Annotated in this window: 18 protein-coding genes and 1 pseudogene (1 of these 19 running past the window's edge); 6 read left to right on the forward strand and 13 right to left on the reverse strand. The window is 45.3% G+C overall.

Features of this window, described 5'->3' with window-relative positions:
- Nucleotides 1–1,066 carry the 5' portion of a TonB-dependent vitamin B12 receptor BtuB gene (btuB, locus tag WDV74_RS15895; RefSeq protein WP_338883735.1) on the reverse strand. The gene continues 773 nt to the left of window position 1, outside the view, so only the first 1,066 of its 1,839 coding nucleotides appear in the window; the start codon lies at nucleotides 1,064–1,066; the stop codon falls past the left edge of the window.
- A gap of 202 nt (nucleotides 1,067–1,268) precedes the next feature.
- Here btuB and trmA point away from each other — a divergent pair, with 202 nt between their 5' ends.
- Complete coding sequence (trmA, locus tag WDV74_RS15900; RefSeq protein WP_338883736.1) at nucleotides 1,269–2,369, forward strand: tRNA (uridine(54)-C5)-methyltransferase TrmA; 1,101 nt, start codon at nucleotides 1,269–1,271, stop codon at nucleotides 2,367–2,369.
- Between the two features lie 75 nt (nucleotides 2,370–2,444).
- On the opposite strand, the gene WDV74_RS15905 is transcribed toward trmA, so the two are convergent.
- Complete coding sequence (locus WDV74_RS15905) at nucleotides 2,445–2,822, reverse strand: YijD family membrane protein (RefSeq protein WP_338883738.1); 378 nt, start codon at nucleotides 2,820–2,822, stop codon at nucleotides 2,445–2,447.
- 41 nt (nucleotides 2,823–2,863) lie between these two features.
- Nucleotides 2,864–3,505 carry an HTH-type transcriptional repressor FabR gene (gene fabR / locus WDV74_RS15910; RefSeq protein ID WP_338883739.1) on the reverse strand — a complete coding sequence of 214 codons (642 nt, stop codon included), beginning with the start codon at nucleotides 3,503–3,505 and terminating at the stop codon, nucleotides 2,864–2,866.
- A gap of 205 nt (nucleotides 3,506–3,710) precedes the next feature.
- Here fabR and sthA point away from each other — a divergent pair, with 205 nt between their 5' ends.
- Nucleotides 3,711–5,108 carry a Si-specific NAD(P)(+) transhydrogenase gene (gene sthA, locus WDV74_RS15915; RefSeq protein ID WP_338883740.1) on the forward strand — a complete coding sequence of 466 codons (1,398 nt, stop codon included), beginning with the start codon at nucleotides 3,711–3,713 and terminating at the stop codon, nucleotides 5,106–5,108.
- Here sthA and oxyR read toward each other — a convergent pair.
- From oxyR to argC, 5 genes are all read right to left on the reverse strand, one after another.
- Entirely contained in the window at nucleotides 5,100–6,017 is a 918-nt protein-coding gene (gene oxyR / locus WDV74_RS15920; RefSeq protein ID WP_338883741.1) for a DNA-binding transcriptional regulator OxyR, read from the reverse strand. The two genes, sthA and oxyR, sit on opposite strands and share 9 nt — an antisense overlap.
- Nucleotides 6,018–6,116: 99 nt before the next feature.
- Complete coding sequence (gene argH / locus WDV74_RS15925) at nucleotides 6,117–7,490, reverse strand: argininosuccinate lyase (protein WP_338883743.1); 1,374 nt, start codon at nucleotides 7,488–7,490, stop codon at nucleotides 6,117–6,119.
- A 161-nt stretch (nucleotides 7,491–7,651) separates the two neighbouring features.
- A complete protein-coding gene (locus tag WDV74_RS15930; protein WP_338883745.1) occupies nucleotides 7,652–8,863 on the reverse strand; it encodes an argininosuccinate synthase in 1,212 nt (403 codons plus the stop codon).
- A gap of 55 nt (nucleotides 8,864–8,918) precedes the next feature.
- A complete protein-coding gene (argB, locus tag WDV74_RS15935; protein WP_338883747.1) occupies nucleotides 8,919–9,692 on the reverse strand; it encodes an acetylglutamate kinase in 774 nt (257 codons plus the stop codon).
- Between the two features lie 54 nt (nucleotides 9,693–9,746).
- Nucleotides 9,747–10,751 (reverse strand): N-acetyl-gamma-glutamyl-phosphate reductase, encoded by a 1,005-nt coding sequence (argC, locus tag WDV74_RS15940; protein WP_338883749.1) that lies wholly within the window; start codon nucleotides 10,749–10,751, stop codon nucleotides 9,747–9,749.
- 115 nt (nucleotides 10,752–10,866) lie between these two features.
- On the opposite strand from argC, the gene argE reads away from it, so the two are divergent.
- Together argE and WDV74_RS15950 are read left to right on the forward strand one after the other, a co-directional pair.
- Complete coding sequence (gene argE, locus WDV74_RS15945; protein WP_338883751.1) at nucleotides 10,867–12,033, forward strand: acetylornithine deacetylase; 1,167 nt, start codon at nucleotides 10,867–10,869, stop codon at nucleotides 12,031–12,033.
- A 614-nt stretch (nucleotides 12,034–12,647) separates the two neighbouring features.
- The gene (locus WDV74_RS15950) at nucleotides 12,648–13,859 is read left to right on the forward strand and encodes an MFS transporter (protein WP_338883752.1); all 1,212 of its coding nucleotides are present in this window, start codon (nucleotides 12,648–12,650) and stop codon (nucleotides 13,857–13,859) included.
- A gap of 36 nt (nucleotides 13,860–13,895) precedes the next feature.
- Here WDV74_RS15950 and WDV74_RS15955 read toward each other — a convergent pair.
- Nucleotides 13,896–14,081 (reverse strand): annotated as a pseudogene (locus WDV74_RS15955) (IS110 family transposase); the annotation flags it as partial.
- 188 nt (nucleotides 14,082–14,269) lie between these two features.
- On the opposite strand from WDV74_RS15955, the gene metF reads away from it, so the two are divergent.
- Nucleotides 14,270–15,157, forward strand: a complete 888-nt coding sequence (gene metF, locus WDV74_RS15960; RefSeq protein ID WP_189760005.1) for a methylenetetrahydrofolate reductase — start codon at nucleotides 14,270–14,272, stop codon at nucleotides 15,155–15,157.
- A gap of 57 nt (nucleotides 15,158–15,214) precedes the next feature.
- Here the strand turns inward: metF and ppc are convergent, their stop codons facing one another.
- The 3 genes from ppc to metB all read right to left on the reverse strand — a co-directional run bounded on the left by ppc (nucleotide 15,215) and on the right by metB (nucleotide 21,708).
- Complete coding sequence (gene ppc, locus WDV74_RS15965; RefSeq protein ID WP_338883753.1) at nucleotides 15,215–17,851, reverse strand: phosphoenolpyruvate carboxylase; 2,637 nt, start codon at nucleotides 17,849–17,851, stop codon at nucleotides 15,215–15,217.
- Between the two features lie 258 nt (nucleotides 17,852–18,109).
- Nucleotides 18,110–20,545 carry a bifunctional aspartate kinase/homoserine dehydrogenase II gene (locus tag WDV74_RS15970; protein ID WP_338883754.1) on the reverse strand — a complete coding sequence of 812 codons (2,436 nt, stop codon included), beginning with the start codon at nucleotides 20,543–20,545 and terminating at the stop codon, nucleotides 18,110–18,112.
- Between the two features lie 2 nt (nucleotides 20,546–20,547).
- Nucleotides 20,548–21,708 (reverse strand): cystathionine gamma-synthase, encoded by a 1,161-nt coding sequence (gene metB, locus WDV74_RS15975; protein WP_338883756.1) that lies wholly within the window; start codon nucleotides 21,706–21,708, stop codon nucleotides 20,548–20,550.
- 292 nt (nucleotides 21,709–22,000) lie between these two features.
- On the opposite strand from metB, the gene metJ reads away from it, so the two are divergent.
- Entirely contained in the window at nucleotides 22,001–22,318 is a 318-nt protein-coding gene (gene metJ, locus WDV74_RS15980) for a met regulon transcriptional regulator MetJ (protein WP_338883758.1), read from the forward strand.
- A gap of 82 nt (nucleotides 22,319–22,400) precedes the next feature.
- Here metJ and rpmE read toward each other — a convergent pair whose 3' ends face one another.
- Nucleotides 22,401–22,616 (reverse strand): 50S ribosomal protein L31, encoded by a 216-nt coding sequence (gene rpmE / locus WDV74_RS15985; RefSeq protein WP_189760010.1) that lies wholly within the window; start codon nucleotides 22,614–22,616, stop codon nucleotides 22,401–22,403.
- Nucleotides 22,617–22,812 lie beyond the last annotated feature (196 nt).

Consider the following 22,812-nt stretch of genomic DNA (forward strand, 5'->3'; position numbering starts at 1 on the left):
CATGTTTCTGTACAGGGATGTTATTAGAGCCTGCGGCGATCCATTCTCTTTTCCAGTCAATCCCACTACTGATTGCACCATGAGCAACCTGCCACGTATTTCCCCACTGCACATTGTATTGTTTTGAATCACTTAGACTGGAGTTTGTGCCATAACGCCCATGCTTAGGAACATAATTGTAATCTTTAACACGACTGTAACTGACAATGAATTGGGAAGAATAGAGGCCTTGATTAAATTGAAGCCCCGCATCATAGGAACGACTGAACAGTTCGCGCGTGTCTGCTTCGCCGAAGTTCCATGCATCATAAGCGGTCCGATTATTAAATCCATAGGCTCGAGCAAACCCGCTCATTTGCTCATTTATTTTATGATCAATTTCCAACCACAACATTTTACCCATAAAACCATCACGATCTGGCTGACGATATCCCCCTGTTTTACCATCAACTATCACATCAAACCCTTTGGTATAGGTATAACCTGCAGCTGTAGTTAATAAAGTATTCTCACCAAATTTTTGCTGTGTTGAACCATTATAGTTCTGATATCCATTCGAGCCGATCCCCGCATTCAGTGTTGTCCCGCGTTGTTGCCGTTTTGTAATAATATTAATCACGCCACCAATGGCATCAGAACCGTATACAGCCGAACGCGCACCACGGATATATTCTATTCTTTGCACCATTGAAATTGGGATTTGGCTAAAATCGGCGGCTCCGGTAATACCTGCCTGATTCAAACGGAGTCCATCCACCAGCACCAGTGTATGGTTTGAGTTCGTACCACGAACAAATAAAGAAGAATGCTGCCCAATACCACCATTCTGCGCAATATCAATACTCGGCAAACGGCGCAAAACATCAACCAAGCTACTGGATTGCCAACGATCTATATCTTCACGAGTTACTACTGTCGTTGGCGCCAACACTGAAGAAACCGGCTGCTTAAAGCGATTAGCTGTAACCACCAACGTATCCTGGTTATCTGCAATTGCAAGATGGTTCCAACCAGAAAATATCGCCACGGACGCAGTATATAGAAGAGCTTGCTTTTTATTTGCCATAAGATTTGTAATGAGAATGTGTGTGTTATCTGGCTAGCTATTTTAACTATAAAGAGTCATGCTACGATGAAGACTTTAGCGTGTCCAGAATGCCTCTCTATCAAAAAAAGCACTGATAAACCAGAAAACTGGACATCCTTTGCACTTGCCCTACAATGCCGCTCGGAAATTTTTCTTAACGCGACCATACGAGAACCCGATAATGCAGAATGCTTTGCCAACGGAAAATTATGAAAATCAATTGATGGAGAAAGTCCATCGTTTAAAAGGAATGATGCTCCCCTTTAGCGCACCTGAGCCTGAAGTTTTCCGTTCCCCGGCATCACATTACAGAATGCGCGCAGAATTCCGTATCTGGCATGAGGAAGATGATCTCTATCACATTATGTTTGATCAGCAGACTAAACAGCGTATCCGCATTGATCAATTTCCCGTTGCCAATCAGCTAATCAATAAAATGATGCAAGCCATCATTGCTGGCGTAAAAGACAATCCCATCTTACGCCATAAACTGTTTCAAGTGGATTACCTTTCTACCCGCAGTGACAAAATCATTGTCTCTCTGCTTTACCACAAAAAACTGGGGGATGAATGGCGTGAACATGCAACTGCTCTGCGTACTCAACTCATAGCAACAGGGTTTGATGTGCACCTTATTGGACGCGCAGCAAAAACTAAGATCATGCTTGACCATGACTATATTGATGAAGTACTGCCTGTTGCAGGCAAGACGATGATTTATCGTCAAGTTGAAAATAGTTTCACCCAGCCGAATGCCAATATCAATGTGCATATGTTGGAATGGGCAATTGATATCACCAAAGACTCGAAAGGTGACTTACTTGAGCTGTATTGCGGTAATGGTAATTTCTCTCTGGCACTGGCGCAGAATTTTGAACGAGTATTGGCGACAGAAATAGCCAAACCTTCAGTGGCGGCTGCCCAATTTAATATTGCAGCGAACAAAATTGATAATGTACAGATTATCCGCATGTCAGCAGAAGAATTTACTCAGGCGATGAATGGAGAGCGTGAATTCAATCGCTTGCAAGGAATTGATTTAAACAGTTATCAATGTGAAACCATTTTTGTTGATCCACCGCGCAGCGGACTGGATGAAGAAACATTAAAAATGGTTCAAGCATATCCACGTATTCTTTATATTTCCTGTAATCCAGAAACGCTCTGCCAAAATCTGGAAACGCTAACACAGACCCACAAAATCAGCCAACTGGCGCTCTTTGACCAATTCCCTTATACCCATCATATGGAGTGCGGTGTTCTGCTAGAAAAAAGAACTTAGTCGTCATAAAAAAAACAAAACGCCACAGAGTCAATTTCGTGGCGTTTTTTATTGAACCATTCTCAATAAAAGCGGTTAGTTTTGGCTTTCTGAAGTGAACGCTACTTGCTGCTTGCGCTTTTTCATCTTTAGGTAGATCCAAAACACCAAAACTGTGCCAATAATGACAGATAATAAATTAGATCCAATTGCTGGATATTCCATCCGAATAAATGCGCTATACATGAATATACCTAACAAGAAACATCCCGTCGCTAGTTTTGGTAATCCTTCTGCCATTGGATAATTCAAATAACGTTGATGGAGACAATACAAAGAGAGTGCCAGTGCAATAAGCGGGAAAATAGAAAAAGGGACAAATGAATTAAAAAATGCTGAGAAAGTTCCGTGTGTTGCCATTCCAACGATAAGCGCCAGCAACATTGTGCTTTTATCTTGGCGGTATTGTTCCATCGTATTATTCTCCTTTCATTATTATTCAGAGGTTTTAGGGATCACTTTAGGGACAGTTTTCTTTCTTGCTCACGACGATACCAATAATAAGCACCTTTGGAAATCATGCGGAGTTGCAAAACTAAACGTTCTTCGAGACGACGCCTTTTTTCTTCATCAATATCCAACGCTTCTGCACCTGCACTGAACACGATTGTCACCATCGCCTCGGCTTGTATTTCGGTAAAATGACGTGGCATATGGCTGGCTTGCTCGAGATAGTCTGCCAATTCGGCAATAAAATGTTGGATTTCTCGTGCTACAGCCGCACGAAATTCAGCCGATGTACCGGAGCGTTCACGCAGTAACAGCCGGAACGCATTAGGATTGTTGCCAATAAACTCCATAAAGGTTGAAACCGAAGTACGGATGACACTGCCACCTTTGGCAATACGCTGGCGGGCTTGACGCATTAACTGACGCAACATCAAACCACTTTCATCCACCATCGTCAGACCCAGTTCATCCACATCGCGAAAATGTCGATAAAAAGAAGTTGGTGCAATACCCGCCTCCCGAGCCACTTCCCGTAGACTCAAACTGGTAAAGCTGCGTTCAGCACTGAGTTGGCTGAATGCCGCCTCAATCAGGGAGCGGCGGGTTTTTTCTTTTTGTTTTGCTCTAACGCCGGTTACGTTACTCACAACAATCCTGATCTATCTCGACTTTAATCAGGCAAATATAACAGATTCTGCTAAGTTTGCTGTGATTGTTCTCTTAAAGATATTATTCGATGTTTTCCTGATTTATTTCTAAACAATGAGATAAAAACCTTATGTTCATTGGGTTATTGCATCAAGTAATGTTAAGATAGCGTTGTTATTTTGTGTAAAAACAGGTCTTTCCTCTATGCAACATACTCATTTTGATGCCATTGTGATTGGCTCTGGTCCCGGAGGGGAAGGAGCAGCAATGGGGTTAGTAAAACAAGGCAAAAACGTTGCTGTTATAGAACGTTATAATAATGTCGGTGGTGGATGTACTCATTGGGGCACAATCCCGTCGAAAGCTCTCCGCCATGCTGTTAGTCGTATTATCGAATTTAATCAAAATCCTCTCTACAGTGATAACTCCCGCATTCTTCGTTCCTCGTTTTCAGAAATTCTCCGCCATGCTGAAGTCGTGATTAACCAACAAACTAAGATGCGCCAAGGGTTTTATGAACGTAACCGTTGTCGAATGTTTGCAGGAGAAGCCTCTTTCATTGATGAACATCGGGTCAGTGTGCGTTATGCCGATGATAGTGTTGATATCTTAAGTGCAGACAACATTATCATTGCCACCGGCTCCCGTCCTTACTGCCCTCCTGATGTCGATTTCACCCACTCCCGTATTTATAACAGCGATACCATACTGCAACTGGATCACGAACCTCGGCATGTCATTATTTATGGTGCCGGCGTGATTGGTTGTGAATATGCCTCTATTTTCCGCGGATTGGGTGTTAAGGTGGATTTGATCAATACTCGCGATCATCTTCTGTCGTTTCTTGATCAAGAAATGTCTGATGCGCTCTCCTACCATTTTTGGAATAGTGGCACAGTCATTCGTCATAACGAAGAATATGAAAAAATTGAAGGCCTTGATAATGGTGTCATCGTTCACCTGAAATCCGGTAAGAAAGTCAAAGCGGATTGTTTGCTGTATGCCAATGGCAGAACAGGCAATACAGACACTCTCGGTTTAGAAAATGTTGGACTGGAAACAGATAACCGCGGGTTACTGAAAGTCAATCGCGTCTACCAAACCAACAATGAAAGCATCTATGCCGTGGGGGATGTTATTGGTTATCCAAGTTTGGCTTCTGCGGCCTATGATCAGGGACGCATCGCGGCAAAAGCGATTATCACAGGCCATGCTGATCTGCATCTGGTGGAAGATATCCCAACGGGCATTTATACCATTCCTGAAATTAGTTCCGTTGGTAAGACTGAGCAGCAATTAACCGCAATGAAAATTCCTTATGAGGTAGGACGTGCCCAATTCAAACATCTGGCAAGGGCACAAATTGCCGGTATGAATGTTGGCAGCATCAAGATCCTGTTCCACCGTGAGACAAAACAGATTTTAGGCATCCACTGTTTTGGCGAACGTGCGGCAGAGATCATTCATATTGGTCAGGCCATTATGGAACAGAAAGGTGAAGGCAATAATATCGAATATTTCGTTAATACTACCTTCAATTATCCAACAATGGCAGAAGCCTACCGTGTTGCAGCACTGAATGGGCTAAACCGATTATTTTGAGGTTTTTCCAAGTATTTCATAATAATTACCCATTTTAGTCCGAATCGCCTCTGCCAATTGCTCATAGCGACCACGCAGAGGTGAGCCGGGACGATAAACCAATATGACAGAGCGCTTCGGTTCCGGTTCATAACACTCCAGATAGCAAACCCCATCCCGGCTTCTCTCATTCGGCACTGATAAATCAGGTAATAACGTAATACCGCTCCCCGCCGCGACCATATTGCGCAGAGTTTCCAGACTGGTCGCCCTAAAATGGGTATCTTCTTTGGCGCCAGCCTGAAAACAAAATCCCATCGCCTGATCACGCAAACAGTGTCCATCTTCCAGCATCAATAACTTCTCGCCGGATAGCTCCGCCATCTTAATTTTGTCCCGTCCAGCCCATTTATGCTCTTCATATACCGCCAGTTTCATGGGTTCTTCAAATAATGGCACTTCGATAAATGCTTCGGTTTCTTTCACCAACGCCAAAATAGCGCAGTCAAGTTTGCCACTATCAAGTTGAGCCAACAAATTTAGGGTTTGAGCCTCATGCAGGTACATTTCCAATTTGGGAAACAATTTATGCAGTTCAGGAATAATAAGTGGCAGGAGGTAGGGACCGATTGTTGGAATAAGGCCGATATGCAACGGCCCAGACATACTTTCACCTTGAAGCGAGGCCATTTCCTGCAAAACCTTCACTTCTCTCAAAATGGTTTTGGCCTGTTCCACTAGCAACATTCCCTGTTGGGTAAATAATACCTTGCGGCTAGTACGTTCCAGCAGCATCACGCCAAGCTCATCTTCCAGTTTGCGGATTTGCCCGCTTAGTGTCGGTTGGCTGACATGACAAGCATCAGCGGCTCGGCGAAAATGGCGGTATTCAGCAAGTGCTACAAGGTATTCCAGATCGCGGATATTCATTCCCAACCTCAGCATTTGATATCAATGATAGTATTGACCAATAAATCATTATATCCACGAGGGGAAAAAACTATCAACCGCATGTGATTACTGATGTTTTTAGCTAAATCGCTTCTTGGCCTGAGTAATCGCTTGCTTCACTTGTTCTTGCGCTACTCCACCTTTTGCCAGTCGCTTGTCTAAACACGATTGCAACGATAAAACGTCATAGACATCCACGGCAATGACATTGCTGAATTTTTGCAATTCAAATAGAGAAAGTTCTTCCAGTGCCTTACCTCGGTCAATTGCCGCAACAACAACTTCACCAACAATGTGATGTGCCTCGCGGAACGGAACACCTTTTGCCACCAGATAATCCGCCAGCTCAGTTGCATTAGCATATCCCTGCTTTGCTGCTTCCTCACAACGGGAGCGTTTTACCTGAATGCCATCCAACACCAGTATCGCCATATGCAAACAATCCAGCCAGGTATCCAGTGCATCAAACAAGCCTTCCTTATCTTCCTGCATATCTTTATTGTAGGCGAGAGGAAGCCCTTTTAACGTCATCATCATCCCCGTCAATGCGCCTTGCACCCGTCCACACTTACCGCGGATAAGTTCCAACGCATCTGGGTTTTTCTTTTGCGGCATCAAGGAAGAGCCGGAAGTTACCCGATCCGACAATTCAACAAAGCCGGCCTCTCCGCTATTAAAGAAAATCAAATCTTCAGCCAAACGCGAAAGATGAATCATACTAATGCTCGCATCTGACAGTAGCTCCAAAACATGATCACGGTCAGACACACTATCCAGACTATTGCGTGTCGCTGAAGCAAAGCCCAGCCATGACGCCAGTTGCTCACGATCAATATCATAAGCCGTTCCTGCCAATGCCCCGCATCCCAATGGACTGACATCCAACCGCTTTAATGCATCTTGCAGTCGGCTTTCATCACGATTAAGCATTTCCACATAGGCCAAACACCAATGGGCAAAAGTGACAGGTTGCGCCCGCTGTAAATGGGTATAACCTGGCATGACTGCATCCTGATTATTTTCAGCAGTGAATACCAATGCTTGTTGCAACTCAACTAATGCTGTCAGGATGTGGACGATCTGATCTTTGCACCATAATTTCAGGTCAGTTGCGACCTGATCATTACGGCTACGTCCCGTATGGAGTTTTTTACCCAAATCGCCCACTTTCGTGATAAGTTGCCCTTCAACCCAACTGTGAATGTCTTCCGCATCGCTTTGCAAAATGGCCTTGGGGTTGGTTCGCACTTCATCCAGTAACTCATTTAAGGCTAGTTCCAGCTTTTGCTGCTCTTCGGCAGTGAACACGCCTACCGTAACCAACGCTTTTGACCACGCAACCGAGCCAATAATATCCTGCTCCGCCAAACGATAATCAAAACGCAGTGAATCATTAAATTGCTTGAAGCGCTGATCGGCTTCCTGACTGAAACGCCCACCCCAAAGTGCCATAATATCGTTCCTGTTTTTCTAACCGTTATTCATTACTATACCAATCTCACTTCAAGATACGTGTGATATCTCCCCGCTTCGCGAGGGAGATATCAGGTTTCATAGCGTGTTGTAAATTGCAACTTGAAGTTTAATGCGTATAAAAGTTGATCGCCCCAAAATTACTTTTTGCTATTCAGTGCACGAATGCGTGAAGAAAGCGAATAGAGGCGAATAAACCCTTCTGCATGGCTGTGATCGTAAACTTCATCCTCGCCAAAAGTGGCGAATTCTTCAGAATAGAGGCTATTGGCTGATTTTTTCTGCACTGCCGTTACCTGCCCTTTATAAAGTTTCAGGACAACTTCACCGCTGACACTGACCGCTAACATTTCTGCTGCCGCTTGAATTGATTGACGCAATGGTGCAAACCAACGGCCGTCATAAACCACATAAGACATCTCCAGCCCCAGTTGTTGACGCCATTTGAAACTATCACGATCTAAAACCAGTTGTTCGATACCACGTAATGCTTCCATCATGATGGTTCCCCCCGGAGTTTCATAACAACCGCGGGATTTCATGCCTACTAAACGATTTTCCACGATATCTATCCGGCCAATGCCGTGCCTGGCTCCCAACTTATTTAACTCATCAAGGCATTGATAAGGTGAAAGTGCCTGACCATTCACACCAACCACTTCACCTCTTTCAACCATCACCGTGACATACTCCGGTTCATTGGGTGCCTCTTCTACCTCTACTGTCCACGCCCAACAATCTTTATTGGCAGCGTTCCACGTGCTTTCCAGAACCCCGCCTTCAGTTGAAATATGCCATGCATTCTCGTCACGGCTATAGATTTTCTCCAGCGTTGCGGTTGTCGGAATATCGCGAACTTTTAAATAATCCAGCAGCGCTTCACGGGAACGCAGATCCCATTCCCGCCACGGAGCCACAACTTTCAGATGTGGTGCCAACGCGGTATAAGTGCTTTCAAACCGAACCTGATCATTACCTTTACCTGTTGCGCCATGAGCGACAGCATCCGCTCCTACTTTCAGAGCCAGCTCAACCTGCGCCTTGGCAATAATTGGACGAGCCATTGAAGTACCAAGCAGATAACTTCCCTCATACAGGGCGCCAGTTTTTAACACAGGATAAACATACTCTTTGATAAACTCTTCGCGCAGATCAACGACATGGCATTCGGAAGCGCCAGAACGTAACGCTTTTTGCTCCACGCCTTCCAGATCTTCACGACTTTGGCCGACATCAGCGACAAACGCAATCACGTCACAATTGCCATAATGTTCTTTCAACCACGGAATAATGGCGGATGTATCTAAACCACCTGAATATGCCAAAACGATTTTCTTAATGCTTTTAGTCATAGGGGTAACCTTTTTAATTTTAGTAAAAACATAAGTTCGGTAAATACACGTTCAATTACGCCAAAATTCGTGTGCCAATAGGTATGCCATTAAATAACGCAATCAATTGATCTGCATGACGCCAACTCGCAATATCTACGGGTTGTCCGAGTGTTTTTGCCGCTTCCAGCGCTGCATTCACTTTCACTATCATGCCGTCAGTAATAATGCCTTGATCGATAAGCTGCCTGATCTGCTCTGCCGTGGCTTCTGGGATTTTTTTCCCTTTCCCATCCAGAATACCGCTGACATCGGACAACAAGACCAAATCTGCATTCAGTACTTGCGCGATAGCTGTCGCAGCTTGATCGGCATTCACATTCATCAATTCACCCTGCTCAGTAATACCAATCGAGCTGATAATCGGCATATAGCCTACATCCAGCAAAATTTGCAGGAGATCAGGTGATCCTGGTTGAGCCTTTCCAGTGTGGCCAAGCTCTTCATCAAGTTGAGAAACTTTAACCATCCCTCCATCACCCAAACATAATCCGATAGCAGGCAAACGATACTTTGTTGCCCACGCCAGTAATTTCTTATTGGCAGTTCCGGCAAGCGTCCCCGTAATGATGTCAACTTGATCCTCAGGGGTAACCCGCAAGCCTTGCTTTTTCAAAATAGGCATCTGCAATCGTTGCATCAGCTCATCAACCAAGCAACCACCGCCGTGTACAATAACCAGCGGACGTTTATGTGTTTTTCGATATAACTGTAATGTGGTAAATAACCGTTCCAGCGCTTCTTCACTGTCTAATAACACACCACCCAACTTGATAACTAACGGCTCCATCGGATTTATCCTCTGTCGGAATTTTAATTTTTCGGCATTCAGTTATTTTAGAAGTTAAAGTAATGCCTGAGTTTCTTCATACCCAAAACGAATATTCATGCACTGTACTGCTTGTGCCGCGGCGCCTTTCAACAAATTATCCTCAGCTCCTACGATGATCAGATGTTGCCCCTGAACAGCAAAACCAATATCGCAGAATGGCGAACCAACAACAGCTTTCAACGCGGGAACGCCTTTGCTATATAACCGTACCAACGGCTTATCATGATATGCCTGTTGATAAGCTTCCCTAATTTGTGCTTCTGTCACACCAGATTTCAACTTACAGGTAATTGTGGCAAGAATACCGCGTGAGAAATTGCCCAAATGAGGGATGAAAATCACCTCTGTACCTAAATGTGTGGTGATTTCAGGTTGATGACGATGGTTAAAAACACCATACGGTTGCAAACTCACTTCACAGAAGCTATTGGCAATCGACGCTTTTCGGCCAGCGCCACTGACACCACTGACAGCGTTGATAACAGGCCAATGTTCTGTATCTAATAAGTTTTGCTCAAGCAACGGTTTCAAGGAAAGTTGGGAAACGGTAGGGTAACAGCCGGGAACGGCAATCAATTGTGCTTGCTTGATTTTCTCGGCTTGCCATTCTGCCAACCCATATACGGCTTGCTCCAACCACTGCGTATTTTTATGTTCAAATCCGTAGTATTTTTTATAGAACTGTGTATTTTGTACGCGGTAGGCACCAGATAAATCAAATACGATACAACCTGCTGCCAGAAATATCGGGGCAATATCATGGCTGACTTCATGGGCAGTGGCGAGAAAGACGACATCAATCCCTTTTGCCGCCTCAATCACCTCAGTTAGCGGCTGTAAGGGTAAATCCACAATACCTTGATATTGTGGATGAAGTTCAGAAAAACATTTCCCTGCATCTAAACTTTGAGAAGAAACCATCAAGCCGGAAAGATGGACATGGGGATGACGTTGCAGATATGCTGCTAACTCAGCTCCGGTATAACCACTGGCACCAACTATCAGCGTATTCAACATGGGATTTATTCACCTTTAGTATTAACCCAATAATATTAATTCAATGACCCCATTGCATTTATATGCAATAAACATGCATGAATATTGATACTATTATGAGTAAGGGCTGTCAACAGTGAATATTAAATTACCGTCTTTTATTAAATTATATCATCAGCTCATTGCGGCGCCTTCGATCAGCGCCACCGATGCTGAACACGATCAAAGCAATGAAGTTGTTATCAATCTGCTGGCGGAATGGCTAAAAGAGATCGGGTTTTCCATTGAAATTCAGGGCGTCCCTGAAACCAGAGGTAAATTCAATCTGCTGGCAACATTGGGCAGTGGTTCAGGTGGTTTGCTGCTATGTGGCCATACAGATACCGTTCCTTTTGATGAGGGGCGCTGGACACAAGATCCCTTCACGCTGACCGAACGCGATGGCAAATTATATGGACTTGGGACGGCTGACATGAAAGGCTTCTTTGCCTTTATCGTTGATGCGTTACGGGATATCGATGTCAGCAAACTATCGCACCCTCTGTATATTCTGGCCACTGCTGACGAAGAGACATCCATGGCGGGTGCACGTTACTTTGCTGCCAATACCCATCTTCAGCCTGATTTTGCCATCATTGGCGAACCCACATCATTACAGCCAATCCGCGCCCATAAAGGGCATATCGCCCAAGCGATCCGCATTGAAGGAAAATCCGGGCATTCCAGTGATCCGGCACGGGGCGTCAATGCCATTGATCTGATGCACGAATCCATTACCCAGCTCATAAAACTACGCCATACCTTACAAGAACGCTATCACAATCCGGCATTTGTCATCCCTTATCCAACCATGAATTTCGGCCATATTCACGGCGGTGATGCCGCAAATCGTATTTGTGCCTGCTGCGAGCTGCATATGGATATCCGCCCGCTTCCTGGATTGACTTTGCAGAATTTGAATGAATTGCTAAATGACGCTCTGGAACCGGTCAAACAGCGCTGGCCTGGTCGCCTGAGTGTAACAGAGCTTCATCCCCCGATTCCGGGTTATGAATGTCCAACAGACCACAAACTGGTCGGCGTGATTGAAAAACTGTTGGGAACCAAAGCAGATACCGTCAATTACTGTACGGAAGCACCTTTTATACAGGCATTGTGTCCGACCCTGGTCTTAGGGCCGGGATCAATTGAACAAGCACACCAGCCCGATGAATTTTTAGATATGGCATTTATTGAACCGACAAGGAAGCTACTTTCACAGCTTGTGGAACACTTTTGTTTGAATCTTCATTCAAAGCCATGAACTAAAAACAACTATTCTCCCAATCGTCAACTTACTAATTTATGTGTTTTTTATCAAAAAATGTTCAGAATTAGTACCATAAATGGATGGAGAGTATCCGGTCAGCATTTAACCTCGGTGAGTACATCGGGGTTTTTTGCTAATTCCCGCTGATAGGCGAGTAGTGCCTAAACCGTGCGCGCTAACTTATTTGCCATGCCCACCAATCGCGATACAAAGTTTTTTCAACTCCATGCTCCACAAAGAGAGTGTTCTCGTCAGTAAAGTGGCTGACCTTGCACCGTTCTGCACTTCACTAAAGTAAACGAACCTCATGCCCCAGTTTTTTCAGCTCACAGCTACTCCCCTCATATATATACCAATCGATATATAATAGATTGACAATATTTAATCTTGATACTTACAATTGTATCAATTGGTATATTTATTTTTAACCATAGAAATGGTTGTGTTATTAAGGAACAACTTAAATGAGTTTATTTAGATTGCCTTGAACAACGTGGACTTTATCTGGTAGCGGTTGGCTCAGCCTTGCCGCATTAGCCCGATGACTTTACACAGCAAACCATTCGTTTTTCGCCTGACTTAGCACTATCTGCGAGAGGAATCTTGTTATGAGCAATTCAACTATATTGGATGGACGTCCAGCGTCCTCCGCACCTGATCATCTACCTGTCATTGGCCTATTAGCTCTGGCGATGACAGGATTTGTCAGCATCTTGACCGAAACACTACCTGCCGGTTTACTGCCGCAGATCAGTGTCGATCTAGGCGTCTCCGAAGCACTGGCCGGACAAACCGTAACTCTCTATGCCTTAGGTTCTGTGCTGGCTGCGATTCCATTGACCGTTGCTACACGAGGCTGGCGAAGGCGCACGCTATTACTTACGGCAATCGTAGGCTTTTTCATTTTCAATACCACTACAGCTCTATCTACGAGTTACATACTTACTCTGGTAGCCCGGTTCTTTTCTGGTGTCGCCGCTGGCCTATCTTGGAGTTTACTTGCTGGATATGCTCGACGTATGGTGCTGCCACATCAGCAAGGGCGCGCTATGGCGATAGCGATGGTTGGAACACCGCTTGCCCTGTCATTAGGTGTACCAATGGGAACATGGCTAGGCAACTTGGTTGGTTGGCGTATCGCTTTCGGGATCATGTCTGTCCTGACGTTGGTGCTTATTGCATGGGTGCTTTTTAAAGTACCCGACTACCCTGGGCAAACTAAATCTCGACGATTGCCGTTATACCGAGTATTCATAACACCTGGTGTCCGGCCGGTGCTAATGGTCATTGTGGCATGGATGCTTGCCCACAACATTCTATATACCTATATCGCCCCTTTTGTCGTGCTTGCTGGGCTTGCAGAGTACATAGATTTGGTACTGTTTGTGTTCGGTGTTGCAGCACTTGCCGGAATCTGGATCGTTGGCCAGATCATAGATCGTTGGTTACGTGGTGCTGTCCTGACAAGTCTAGCCGCTTTTGCCTTAATTTCTCTGGTTCTTGGGCTGGGCAGTCATTCGCAGTTGGTGATTTACGCTAGTATTGCTGTTTGGGGTTTGACCTTTGGCGGGGCCGCAACTTTGCTGCAAACGGCTCTCGCAGATAGTGCTGGTGATGGAGCTGATGTTGCGCAATCTATGTGTGTGACAGCCTGGAACTTGGCAATTGCCGGTGGCGGTATTGTCGGCGGTGTACTATTAAATATCTACGGAGTCGCCTCATTCCCTTGGACTCTGCTGATTCTATCGCTGGTTGGCTTATTAGTTGCTTGGAGAGCACGTACCTACGGTTTTAGGCCTGGTCCACGCAATTATCATTAATAAAAAAACCAGCTTGCCGTGGGATTTAATGAGCAACTATCTTCCACTTTCAACCGTGTGGAGTGATTCATCCCACGGTTTATTGGTTTTTACCATTACATTGAGAATAACCAGTAACTTACGCACACAAGCAACGATGGTGACTTTATTTAGTTTGCCTGCAACTATCCGCCTTTTGTAGAAAGCACAAGGCACGGAATTAAATCTAATTGCCGTTAATGTATTAGGTCAAAATACAAACTACACCTCAATATGAATTTCTTTCCTGATCACTTTGAATATTCCTCATTGGGAATAAGCCATTTCTCGATTGACTAAAAACGCCGCTTCGCCCATTCTATTTGGACATCTAAACGGATAGACATTTAAACACTTAAACATCTAAAAATATGTTCATGAGGGCACAGGGTATGAGTTTTTTTCACGCTAATCAGCGAGAAGCGCTGAACCAGAATCTGGCTGAACTTGAAGGTCAAATTCGTGTTTCCTTTGAATTCTTTCCACCTAGAACGGCTGAGATGGAACAAACCCTGTGGAAATCCATTGATCGCTTGAGCAAGCTGAAACCTAAATTTGTATCCGTCACCTATGGTGCTAACTCTGGCGAACGTGATCGCACCCATAGCATTATCAAGGGCATTAAAGAAAAAACCGGCCTTGATGCAGCCCCACACCTGACTTGTATTGATGCCAGCCGTGAAGAACTGAGCAGCATTGCTCATGATTATTGGCAAAACGGCATTCGCCATATTGTGGCATTACGTGGTGATTTACCGACTAACGGTTGCAAACCAGAAATGTATGGTGCTGATTTAGTTGAGCTATTAAAAAAAGAAGCGGATTTTGATATCTCTGTTGCCGCTTATCCAGAAGTGCATCCAGAAGCGAAAAGTGCACAGGCAGATTTGATCAATTTAAAACGTAAAATTGATGCCGGAGCCAATCGCGCCATTACCCAATTCTTTTTTGATGTGGAAAGTTACCTGCGTTTTCGTGATCGTTGCGTCGCAACAGGGATTGACGTAGAAATTGTACCCGGGATCTTACCAGTCTCTAACTTCCGTCAATTGCAACGATTTGCCGCCATGACTAACGTTCGGATCCCAAGCTGGATGACCAGAATGTTTGAAGGGTTAGATGATGATCCGGAAAGTCGCAATTTAGTCGGTGCATCTATTGCAATGGACATGGTGAAAATTCTCAGTCGTGAAGGCGTGAAAGATTTTCATTTTTATACCCTGAATCGGGCAGAATTGAGTTATGCCATCTGCCATACACTGGGAGTACGCCCTTGCTAGCACCAAAAAGCCGAACAGTTTCCCATTCGGCTTTTATGATTAAAAAATATTTAAACGCTATCCTGTATTACGCATTCCTGCCGCAACACCGGCAATCGTCACCATCAGCGCTTGTTCAAGATGCGGAGCAGGATTTTCCTGCTGACGAGAACGCTGTAATAATTCGACTTGTAGTACGTTCAACGGATCGGTATACACGTTACGCAAAGCGATAGATTCAGCGATCCACGGCAAATCTGCCATTAATTGTTCATCCTGCGAAATAGTCAATACCGTTTCGATATCCTCTGCAAGTTGATTACGCAATTTGACGCCTAAAGGCCACAACTTAGGTTCTACCAAACGCTGATCGTAATATTCTGCTAGCCACAGATCTGCTTTAGCAAACACCATCTCCAACATGGCAATACGCGTATTGAAGAATGGCCAATCACGACACATATCCGTTAAAACTGACAAGTTACCGGCATCGATCACCCGTTGCAGCGCCGCACCCGCGCCTAACCATGCCGGCAACATCAACCGGTTTTGCGTCCAGGCAAATATCCACGGGATCGCGCGCAAACTTTCAACTCCCCCTGTCGGGCGCCGTTTAGCTGGCCGCGAACCCAAAGGCAGTTTTGCCAACTCTTGCTCTGGCGTCGCTGCGCGAAAATAAGGCACAAATTCCGGTTGCTCACGGACATAATCACGATACATGTCACAGGAAACATCAGAGAGTGTATCCATAATCTGCTGCCATTCCGGTTTCGGCTCTGGTGGCGGCAATAAGTTTGCTTCCAGGATCGCACTGGCGTACAAGGCCAAACTGCTGATCGTGACCTGCGGCAAACCAAATTTAAAACGGATCATTTCCCCCTGTTCCGTTACCCGAAACCCGCCTTTCAAGCTACCCGGCGGTTGGGAGAGCAAAGCCGAATGGGCAGGAGCACCACCGCGGCCAATGGTGCCACCACGTCCGTGGAACAGAGTGAGTGTCACGCCTTCTTTTTCACACACCTTGATTAATGCATCCTGTGCCCGATATTGTGCCCACGACGCTGCCATCACCCCTGCATCTTTGGCTGAATCAGAGTAACCAATCATCACCATCTGCTTATCCTTAATCAGATCGCGATACCACCCAATCCCCAACAGTTTTTCAATCACGCCTTCTGCATTATTCAAGTCATCAAGGGTTTCGAACAACGGCGCAACAGGCAATGACAATGGACATCCCGCCTCTTTCAACAATAATTTCACCGCCAAGACATCAGAAGGAACTTTCGCCATGGAAATAACATAAGCTGCAATCGAATCTTGGGGTGATTCAGCAATAACCTTGCAGGTATCGAAAACTTCTTGCGTTTCTGCGCTTGGCTGCCAATCACGTGGGATCAGAGGACGTTTTGATTGCAACTCTCTCAGCAGAAATGCCTGCTTTTCGGCTTCAGGCCAGCTCGCATAGTCTCCCATTTCCAGATATTGCGTCAGTTCAGCAATCGCATCGCGATGGCGGGTACTTTCCTGACGGATATCAATACGTACCAAAGACAAACCAAAGCAACGAATGCGGCGCAAGGTATCCAGCAATTGGCCATTTGCGATAATTTCCATCCCGCAAGCTTTCAATGATTGATAACAAGCATAGAGTGGTTGCCATAACTGTTCGTTATGCAAAAGTAGATCCGCGGGTGGTAAAGTTTGCTCGCCTTTAAGGCGTTTTTCCAGATAAGCCAGTGTGTTACCTAATTGCGTGCGCAATTGTTTGGCAATTTCACGGTAAGGCTCCAAAACATGCTCACCTCCTGCCATTTGGCGAAGTTCAGGCGTACATTCCGACATGGAAAGCTCAGAAACTAAAACCTGAATATCTTTCAGGAACAGATCGGCGGCTTTCCAACGGCTCAGCAATAAGACATGACGGGTAATCTCGGCGGTAACGTTAGGATTACCATCACGATCGCCTCCCATCCAAGAGGTGAAACGTACTGGTACAGCTTCCACCGGCAAACTATGACCAATGGATCCTTCCAGTTGTTCATTGAATTCACGCAGGAATGCCGGCACACCTTCCCACAAGCTGTTTTCAACCACAGCAAAACCCCATTTTGCTTCATCAATTGGGGTGGGACGATTCTTACGGATCTCATCAGTATGCCATGATTGGGCAATCAACTGACGCAATCGGCGGATGATGTTATTGCGTTCATAATCGGCCAAATCGTCATGATCAAGCTGTGCCAGACAGCCATTAACTTCAACCAACTTATGAATCAGGGTACGGCGGGCAATTTCTGTCGGATGAGCGGTCAGAACCAGTTCAATCGCCAGTTCATTGACTGCCTTGATCAGATCATCATTGCTGAATTGCTTGTCTTTGAGCCGGTTGAATAGCGCTGCCAGCGCGACCGGATTACTTGCCGCTTCGCCATGTGGCGAAATGCTGTGATATTGTTCGGCAACGTTAGCCAGATTTAAAAACTGGTTAAACGCACGGGCCACAGGCAATAATTCATCATTGGATAAATTTTCTAACGTCGATAAAAGCTGCTGACGGTGGGTTTCGTTACCTGCACGGGATGATTTAGATAACTTCCTGATCGTTTCAACTTTATCAAGAATATCTTCTCCCAAAGCTTCTTTAATTGTATCGCCCAGCAACTTACCGAGCATACTGACATTACTTCGCATTGCGGAATATTGTTGATTCATGTGGTTCCTGGCCTTGTGTTGCTGTATGTCACCTATCTCACCAATGGATTGGCTTACCCTTATTTTCTGTCTAAATATTTCATATTTTGCTGTAGAGCCTGTTCTTCTATTTATATACCAATCTAACTTCAGGCTGCGTGTGATATCGTGTTGTAAATTGCAGCTTGAAGTTTAATGCGTATATTCATATCAGAAAACAAACAACTTGGGCGAATTTTAAAGCCTGATCGCTCAATATCTCTCCTACCGAGAGATAGGTTACAGAAGTTGTGACAGACGATTTAAATCCGATTGGATTGCTCCCGCGGTGACATCTCGTCCCGCACCAGGCCCACGGATTACTAACGGATTATCACGATACCAGCGACTTTCTATCGCAAAAACATTATCCGCCGGCAGTAGTGAAGCCAATGGATGATCGCTACGCACCGCTTCTACCCCCACTTTTGCCTTACCACTGGCATCAAAACGAGCGACATACCGTAGCACCAGGCCCATTTCCTGTGCCGCTTCCAATCGTTGCCGCATTTGCTCATTAATGGCAGCACTGTTTTCAAAGAACTCTTCGATAGAACCGCTTCGAGCCTCTACCGGCACCAAAGATTCAACCCGTACATGATCAGGCTCTATCTCATAACCCGCTTCGCGCGCCAGAATAACCAATTTACGCATCACATCCTGACCAGAAAGGTCAATACGCGGATCAGGTTCCGTCAACCCTTGTTGCCATGCTTGTTCAACTAATTCACTGAAAGGTACAGAACCATCAAACTGCAAAAACAGCCAGGATAATGTGCCGGAAAAAACGCCACTGATGGACAGAATAGTATCACCGCTCTCCCGCAGATCCCTGACGGAATAATTAATCGGCAGCCCTGCACCTACTGTGGCGTTGTATAACCAATGGCGCCCCGTTTTTGCAAAGGCATCGCGGATCATACGATAGGTATTACTGTCGGAAGAACCGGCGACTTTGTTGGCACTGATAACGTGGAATCCATAACTGGCAAAATAGATATACTCTTTGGCCAATTCTTCACTTGCCGTGACATCCAGTACAACCAAGTCATCATAAGGATGTGCCCGCATCCATAAAAACAGAGTATCTTCTTCATGTTCAGTTGCCTCATCATCAAAGAAGGCCAATGCCCGACTGGCATCAATACCCTGATAATTCAACAAACTCCGCCGACTATCGACGACACCCGCGAGAATAAATTCAAATCCACTGCGAGCAGAAATGTTCTTCTGTTCACGGGCAAACAGCTCCAGCCAACGAGAACCAATATTCCCTTTACCAAACAACACCAAACCGATACGTTTCTCTGCCCTAAACAGGCTTTGGTGCAATCCCTGAATTAAATGTGATGTCTGATTCAAACGCAGTACAGCAACCAAACTAATGTCATCTTCTGCATGCCAGATAAATTCAACTGGCTGATCTTTTAATTGTTGATAAAAACGATGGCTATGCAGTGGATTCTTGCATACACCCGCCCCCACTAATGCCACCAGCGCTAAACCTTCACGCAAAGAAAGTTTGCCGGGTAAGGAAGCATCCTGCAAAACATCAAGGGCGCTATTGACAATCTCAGAGGTATAGCAAAGTTGGATCAGGTTGCAATCTGCGTGCAGCCCTGTTGCCAATGGCCGGATTTGGGCGCGTTTCAACAAAGAATCAATGTCTTTATAGATTTGCTTGAAATCGTGGGCTGAAGAAACATGCAATTCAATCAGGCAGACATCATCATGGCTGGTGACAATTTTTGCCCCTGTCCCCGTTGCCAGTACCCGTTCAATCCGGGTGGAACCCTGTTCAGGCTGGTAACTGCAACGCAGTTGTAGATCAATATCGCTGAGAGAAACCGGCTGCAATGTTCGGGTATGGAGAACAGGCGCGGCCAAACGTGCCAATTCACTGGCTTCGTCCAAACGCAGCAACGGCAACAAACAGGCATCTTTAACTTTACGCGGATCGGCACTGTAAACTCCCGCTACGTCACTCCAAATTGTGACTTTTTTGGCTCCCGCCAAAGCGCCAACTTGGGTAGCAGAATAGTCGCTGCCATTGCGCCCCAATAATACCGTTTCCCCTTTCTGGTTACTGGAAATAAAGCCGGTAACCACTAAACGCTTATTGGAGTTTTGGATCAGTAATTGGCTAAGCAGAGGTTGAGATAAACTGACATCAACTTGCGGCTGAGCAATGCGCTCTGCCCGCAGGAATTGACGCGCATCCAGCCATGCGCTAGGGATACCCTGATTTTCCAGCACTGCCGCCATTAAACGTGCAGACCAGATTTCCCCGTGACCGACAACTTCGGCGTATGTCATATCGGTGACAGGCTTATCCAACAATACGCTCAATCTTTCCAGATCAGCGACAAACATTGCATTTAGTTCTTCTGCAACTGTTTCGGGCAACAAGCCACGGATCAATTCTTGCTGGTAACGCCGCAAAGACTGCTGTATTTGATGGGCTGATATCCGGTCACTCTGGCTCAATTTAAGCCAATCAATCAATTGGTTGGTTGTACTCCCTGCGGCCGATACCACCATCAAATCACCTGGCAGGCTGTAGTTCGCCATAATTTCAGCAACCCGCTGATAACATTTCACATCAGCCAGGCTGCTACCACCAAATTTATGTAACTGACGGCCAGATCCCGTCCCCGCTGTTGCCCTTGTACTCATGATTACCTCGTTGCCGCTGCCTGAAACGCATTGTCCAGATCAGCAATTAAATCCTGACTATCTTCAATTCCCACAGAGACACGAAGAAGCGAATCCGTAATCCCTGCCTGAGTCCTTGCTTCTGCCGACATTCCCGCGTGTGTCATCGTCGCGGTATGAGAAATCAACGATTCCACACCACCGAGAGATTCAGCCAAGGTAAATAATTTTAACGCAGATAAGAAACGACACATGGCCTGTTCATCACCATCCAGTTCGAAACTTAGCATCGCCCCAAAACCTTGCTGTTGCTTAACGGCAATTTCATGCCCTGGATGGTTCTTCAACGCAGGATAGAAGAGCTTTTTCACTTGGGGCTGTTGTTGCAAATAATCCGCAATGGCAACAGCATTGTTTTGTTGGAGCAGCACGCGGGCAGATAATGTACGAATGCCGCGCAGTAGCAGATAACTGTCAAAGGCCGCAGCCGTTACGCCAATATTGTTCGCCCACCAAGCTAACTCTTCCGCGATGGATGGCTCCTTAGCGATAATTGCTCCCGCAATCAGATCAGAATGTCCATTCAAATATTTCGTGCAAGAATGCACGACTAAATCTGCCCCCAAATCCAATGGCTTTTGCAGTACAGGGCTTAAGAAAGTGTTATCGACCACAGCCAATGCCCCAATTTCATGGGCCAAGCCACAAATGTATTGAATATCTACGATCCGCAACAAAGGGTTACTCGGTGTTTCAATTAGCACCAGTTTGGGGTTTTTAGCCAACGCCTGTTTCAACGCTTGTTCATTTGACTGATCAACAAAAATCACATTGTATGCGCCACGCTTGCTTAGACTGTCAAACAGGCGGTAGCTCCCACCATAACAATCATGCGGAGCCACCAATAAATCCCCTGGTTTCAGAAATACGGTACAGAGCAGATGAATCGCTGACATGCCACTGCTAGTCATGATTGCGCCCGCGCCTCCTTCCAGCTCGGCCAACACCTGTTGGACAACATCACGACCAGGATTGCCACGGCGCGAGTAATCATGCGCCCTGGGCTGATTGAAACCCGTAAAGTTGTATGTACTGGAAAGATAGATAGGCGGAACAACACAACCATATTGTTCATCAACATTTGAACCACTGTGAACCGCAATTGTCGCTTGCTTACATCCCATAACCTTTCACCATCATCGTTATTATTAGCGTCACGCAAGAATAACGATTGGAAAGATAGACGTCAATACATCTAGACATCCAAATTATTTTGCGGTTTAATACCACAATTCCATGGCTGTCATTACACTTTATATGTCTTCTGGTTATATTTTATAAATTAGTGCGGGTAGGGCGATATAGTCGACAGGCTAATTATGTTAGACTATTGCATTATCGACATGAAAACAGATCAGAAATTCCTTCCAATTTCTAATCTCAATTACTTGATTCAAAAATTATTTAAGGTATCTCATGGCTGAGTGGAATGGTGAGTATGTCAGCCCTTATGCTGAACATGGCAAAAAAAGTGAACAGGTCAAAAAAATTACAGTTTCAATCCCACTAAAGGTATTGAAAATTCTGACTGATGAGCGCACTCGCCGTCAGGTGAACAATCTGCGTCATGCAACAAACAGCGAATTACTGTGTGAAGCTTTTCTCCATGCATTCACCGGACAGCCTCTGCCTAATGATAACGATTTGCGCAAAGAACGCCATGATGAAATCCCGGAAGTAGCGAAAACCATGATGCGTGAACGAGGCATTGATCCTGATACATGGGAATATTGATAACAAAAACGCCCGATGCAAAACATCGGGCGTTTTTGTTTGAACTCTCCGGCCTGTATGAACAACAGACAGGAAAAAGTCATTACTTTTTAGTACCTGGAACGCTGAAACGTTTGTTAAAGCGATCAACACGACCACCAGTCGCAACATCACGCTGCTTACCAGTGTAGAACGGGTGGCATTCACCACAGACGTCCAGGTTCAGATTATGACCTACAGTAGAGTTAATTTTGATGACATTACCGCAAGAGCAAGTTGCAGTAATTGCTTCGTATTTAGGATGGATACCTTGTTTCATGGGAAACCTCTGTTCAGGCCGTGTCGCTATCCAGCCTTGTTTTGCTGCCAGACACCACACGTCGTGTTGATAAAAAATATGTATCGGTAATTTCTATACCAAAGGCGGCGGATCATACAGAATATCTGTTTATTGCGCAATGAAATCTGCCGATTTGCTATGATACCCTTATCGCTATATGTTCTTTTATACGTTC

It is taken from the genome of Xenorhabdus sp. TH1, from assembly GCF_037260955.1.
Classification (GTDB): domain Bacteria; phylum Pseudomonadota; class Gammaproteobacteria; order Enterobacterales; family Enterobacteriaceae; genus Xenorhabdus; species Xenorhabdus griffiniae.